Origin of the sequence: Dolichospermum sp. LEGE 00246 (genome assembly GCF_015207865.1) — a bacterium.
GTDB classification, from domain to species: domain Bacteria; phylum Cyanobacteriota; class Cyanobacteriia; order Cyanobacteriales; family Nostocaceae; genus Dolichospermum; species Dolichospermum heterosporum.
Map to the genome: position 1 here is coordinate 1 of NZ_JADEWA010000436.1, position 4590 is coordinate 4590.

Annotated in this window: 5 protein-coding genes; 2 read left to right on the top strand and 3 right to left on the bottom strand. The window is 41.0% G+C overall.

Annotated elements, in window-relative coordinates:
* A partial coding sequence (locus IQ228_RS21615) for a hypothetical protein (RefSeq protein WP_193964389.1) occupies window positions 1-298 on the top strand: 298 nt, incomplete at its 5' end.
* Window positions 299-300: 2 nt separating this feature from the next.
* Here the strand turns inward: IQ228_RS21615 and IQ228_RS21620 are convergent.
* The 3 genes from IQ228_RS21620 to IQ228_RS21630 form a co-directional block, all read right to left on the bottom strand.
* Window positions 301-678 (bottom strand): hypothetical protein, encoded by a 378-nt coding sequence (locus IQ228_RS21620; RefSeq protein ID WP_193964391.1) that lies wholly within the window; start codon window positions 676-678, stop codon window positions 301-303.
* A gap of 275 nt (window positions 679-953) precedes the next feature.
* The gene (gene ftsH / locus IQ228_RS21625; protein WP_027400938.1) at window positions 954-2861 is read right to left on the bottom strand and encodes an ATP-dependent zinc metalloprotease FtsH; all 1908 of its coding nucleotides are present in this window, start codon (window positions 2859-2861) and stop codon (window positions 954-956) included.
* 82 nt (window positions 2862-2943) lie between these two features.
* The gene (locus tag IQ228_RS21630) at window positions 2944-3174 is read right to left on the bottom strand and encodes a hypothetical protein (protein ID WP_027400937.1); all 231 of its coding nucleotides are present in this window, start codon (window positions 3172-3174) and stop codon (window positions 2944-2946) included.
* On the opposite strand from IQ228_RS21630, the gene aroC reads away from it, so the two are divergent.
* Window positions 3154-4242, top strand: coding sequence for a chorismate synthase (aroC, locus tag IQ228_RS21635; RefSeq protein WP_193964399.1), 1089 nt, complete (start codon window positions 3154-3156; stop codon window positions 4240-4242). The genes IQ228_RS21630 and aroC overlap by 21 nt on opposite strands.
* The last annotated feature ends 348 nt before the right edge of the window (window positions 4243-4590 follow it).

Genomic DNA, 4590 nt, shown 5'->3' on the forward strand with positions numbered 1-4590 from the left:
AAATATTAGTACAACAATGCGAGGAGGCTTTTTTCGTTATTTTACTCAGTTTATTGAACAATTACCAATTCGATTGATTGATTTTTCTAGTCCAAAAGAAAAAAAGATTCATAATCAAATAGTTAAACTGGTTGAACAAATGCTTTATCTTCATCAACAACTCAATAAAGCAAATACACCCCCATCTAAACGAATGATTCAGCAACAAATTCAAGCTACTGATAGACAAATCAATCAATTAGTTTATGAACTGTATGAATTAACTGATGCGGAAATAACTATGATTGAAGGTACGTAAATTTACTCTTCCCCTTGTCCGCGTCCTAATTCATAGACACCAGCACCAATACAAGTAAGTATACCCATACTAATTCCCCAGCTATTACCTAAACTGATATTCAGAAGCCAGTTAGATAAACTACCAAATATCAAAAATGGGAAAATGCTAAATAGTGAAGCATAAAAAGAATTTTGTGATTCTCTGGCTTGGCGAGTCTTTTCAAATTCTGATTGACTGGTATAGAGGAACCGTTCAGCAAAATTAAACCAGCGGTTGAGTTGTGTCGTTATCCATTCTCTGGTTTGGGAAAAACTCACATATAACGCTAAAGCCCATAGACAAGCTCCAGCGATCGCAACTGTATCTAACTCAAAGCGAAAAGGCAATATATCAAACATGGCATCGGTTAACTCTCCAATTGCCTATTTTAGCTTTTATCTGCCCCTAAATCCCACTATGGTGAGATTTTTATGGACAATTGAACGCAGATAAATACAGATTGATATTTTTATTAATCAGAAAAAAGTAGAGACGTTCCATGGAACGTCTCTACAAGGATTTTCTGGCGTTGCTGATTAATGGTATGAATTTTAGTCTCACGCAAAGGTAGGAGTTTCAAAGGTTCAATTGAATTTCATACCTCAATGCAGCAACGCCGATTTTTGAACCTCAACTAATAAGTTACGGCCACTGGCTCATTGGTTACTTTAATGGCTGTATTATCAGCTACAATGGTGCGGAAAACATCACCTTCAACGGTTTCTTGTTCTATCAACAAGTCAACTACCCGTTCCAAAATTAATCGGTTTTCTTGAATGATTTCTTTAGCTTGAATATAACAGCGGTTAACAATCTCCCGGACTGCGTGATCAATTTTCGCTGCAATGTCTTCAGAATATTCAGATTTATTCATCCAGTCTCGTCCTAAAAATACATCGTTGTTTTGATTTTCTAAGGAAACTGGACCTAAATCGGACATTCCGAATTTCGTTACCATTTGTCGTGCCATACTGGTAACTTGTTGCAAGTCATTTCCTGCACCTGTGGTAACTTCCGCTTTCCCAAACACGATTTCTTCCGCCGCGCGACCACCTAAAGTTGCGGCAATGCGGGCTAAAATTTGGGAACGGGAAATTAAACCCTGTTCTTCATTGGGAGTAAACCAAGTTAACCCCAGCGCTTGTCCTCTGGGAATGAGTGTAACTTTTTGTACAGGATCATGACCTTTAACTAATGTTCCTACTAAAGCGTGTCCAACTTCGTGATAAGCAATTAGACGTTTGTTTTTGCTGTCTACTAAAGCAGTTCCTTCCATACCTGCGACTACTCTATCTATGGCGTTATCAATTTCTAAGTCGGTAACGGCTTCTTTGCGTCTTCTGGCGGTGAGAATGGCGGCTTCGTTGAGTAAATTGGCTAAATCTGCACCGGTAAAGCCAGGGGTGCGGCGAGCGATCGCTTCTAAAGATACACTAGGATCAATCTTCTTATTCTGAGCGTGGACTGTCAAAATTTCCTGTCTTCCCTTCAAATCGGGGACATCCACAATTACCTGTCTATCAAAGCGTCCTGGGCGTAATAGAGCCGAATCAAGGACATCTGGACGGTTGGTAGCCGCAATAATAATAATCCCCGTATTCCCTTCAAACCCATCCATTTCCGTTAATAGTTGGTTAAGGGTTTGTTCCCGTTCATCATTTCCACCCCCAATACCTGCACCCCGTTGTCTACCTACCGCATCAATTTCATCAATGAATATTAAACAAGGGGCATTTTCTTTAGCTTTTTTGAATAAATCTCTGACACGGGAAGCGCCGACACCGACGAACATTTCCACAAATTCCGAACCAGACATACTGAAAAATGGGACACCTGCTTCTCCCGCAATGGCTTTGGCGAGTAAGGTTTTTCCTGTTCCTGGTGGTCCAATTAATAGGACACCTTTGGGAATTTTTGCCCCTACTGCTGTAAATTTTTCTGGAAGTTTGAGAAAAGTGACAACTTCTTCCAATTCTTCTTTGGCTTCCTTGACTCCCGCCACATCATTAAATTTTACGCCTGTTTTCGCTTCCATTTGAAACCGTGCGCGAGATTTACCAAAACTCATGGCTTGGTTAGAAGCATTTGCAGAACGCCGCAGGAATAATAACATCAGAGCCACTAGGGGCAAAATCCACATGAGATTAATTAATAAGCCGACAGCGGCTCGGTTTCCAGCGGAGGAAACTTCGCCAAAATCAACTTTTTTTTCTCTAAGTTTATTAATTAATTCCGCATTTTGATCTAGAAGACGTACTTGTAAAGGCAGACTATCGCGTTTTTGTCCCACTAAATAAACTCTAGCTGTTTGTTCAGCTTGATCTAACTCTACTTTTTTTACTTCTCCTTTACTGGCTTTTTGAATTAATTCACCATAGGTTAAGGAATTTCGCTGGGTTTTTTGTTGCGCTAAGACGGGATTACCACCAATCATACCGGGCAATGTCATCAACCCGGCGGCTATGACTCCTGCTAAAACGTGACGCGGAGATGAACCTAGTAACTGCTGTTTTATCAAAGCTTTTTTGTGCAAATTTTTCATAATAGTTAGTTACCCTTTATGGCTTTTTTGGGCGGAAATTGTCAAGTCTAGAAATTATAGTTTTCTTCTAATAGTTTAACTGTCAGACTCGATTATTAACAGGTGACAAGGGGAGAAGATGAAAGTCTTTAAGATAACTGATGTCCTGGGGAATTGGGGATTTTTCATGAGCGATTCCCCGCGCTATCTCTATTCCTATGGCTCCTGCGTCGCCACGCAAGCTATCGGAACGCGAACGCGATCGCCCAACTCCATGTAAAATAAATATTCCAGTCTGTATTTTTTCAACATCATGGGCAGCACTTTTGGTCATCTTTTCCGTATTACTACTTTTGGCGAATCTCACGGCGGCGGTGTGGGGGTGATCATTGATGGTTGTCCCCCACAACTGGAAATTTCCGCCGAGGAAATTCAATTTGAGTTAGATAGAAGACGACCGGGACAAAGTAAAATTACCACTCCTCGCAAAGAAGCTGACACCTGTGAGATTCTATCTGGGGTGTTTGAGGGAAAAACTCTGGGAACACCCATTGCCATTTTGGTCAGAAATAAAAATACTCGTCCCGAAGATTATGATGAGATGGCGCAGAAATATCGCCCTTCCCATGCAGATGCTACCTATGATGCTAAGTATGGCTTGAGAAATTGGCAAGGTGGTGGCAGATCCTCCGCCCGTGAGACAATAGGTAGAGTTGCTGCTGGTGCGATCGCTAAAAAGATTTTACATCAAGTTGCAGGTGTAGAGGTAATCGCCTATGTCAAGCGAATTAAAGATTTAGAAGGGGTTGTTGATACCAATACTGTGACTTTAGCCGATGTCGAAAGCAATATCGTCCGCTGTCCAGATGGCGAAATTGCCAACACCATGATTTCCTTAATCGAACAAACTGGTAAAGATGGTAATTCCATCGGTGGTGTCGTTGAATGTGTGGTGCGGAATGTTCCCAAGGGTTTAGGCGAACCAGTTTTTGATAAATTAGAAGCAGATTTAGCAAAGGCGGTAATGTCATTACCCGCAAGTAAAGGTTTTGAAATCGGTTCTGGTTTTGATGGAACTTTATTAACGGGGTTTGAACATAACGACGAATTTTATATTGATGAACATGGGGAAATTCGCACAGTAACTAACCGTTCAGGCGGAATTCAGGGGGGAATTTCCAACGGTGAAAACATTATTATCCGCGTGGCTTTTAAACCAACAGCTACGATTAGAAAGGAACAAAAAACCGTAACGAAGGAAGGGGAAGAAACGGTTTTAGCAGGAAAAGGAAGACATGATCCTTGTGTTTTACCCCGTGCTGTACCAATGGTTGATGCGATGGTAGCTTTAGTTCTATGTGATCATCTATTAAGGCATTATGCACAGTGTAAGGTGTTGTAATTATGCTTAATCAAGTAGAATTGCATCAACACTTATTATGAATACCGAATATGAACCAAAACCACAATGATCTGCATGAAGGAAAATCCGTCGTTTCAGGCTTTTGGCGATTAACTTCTGATCAATAGCGATCGCGGAGCGTTAAAAATCTTGTTGAAAAATTGGGTTTAGTTATTAGTTAGTTAAAGTAAGCCAAATTTTGTGGGATGGGCATCCTGCCTGTCCTTGATGATTAGCGGGCTTTTCGTCTCGCACCACAAGAAATTTTTGGGTATTTTTTTACAGCAATTTCCAATCATATAAGGTACATCTTAGCCCCCTCATCGCTTGCGGGGAGGGGGTTGGGGG

What these genes read in the sequence shown, in the direction of transcription:
- IQ228_RS21620 (WP_193964391.1), bottom strand. Translation starts at nt 678, where the DNA reads ATGTTTGATATATTGCCTTTTCGCTTTGAGTTAGATACAGTTGCGATC.
- ftsH (WP_027400938.1), bottom strand. Translation starts at nt 2,861, where the DNA reads ATGAAAAATTTGCACAAAAAAGCTTTGATAAAACAGCAGTTACTAGGT.
- aroC (WP_193964399.1), top strand. Translation starts at nt 3,154, where the DNA reads ATGGGCAGCACTTTTGGTCATCTTTTCCGTATTACTACTTTTGGCGAA.
- IQ228_RS21630 (WP_027400937.1), bottom strand. Translation starts at nt 3,174, where the DNA reads ATGACCAAAAGTGCTGCCCATGATGTTGAAAAAATACAGACTGGAATA.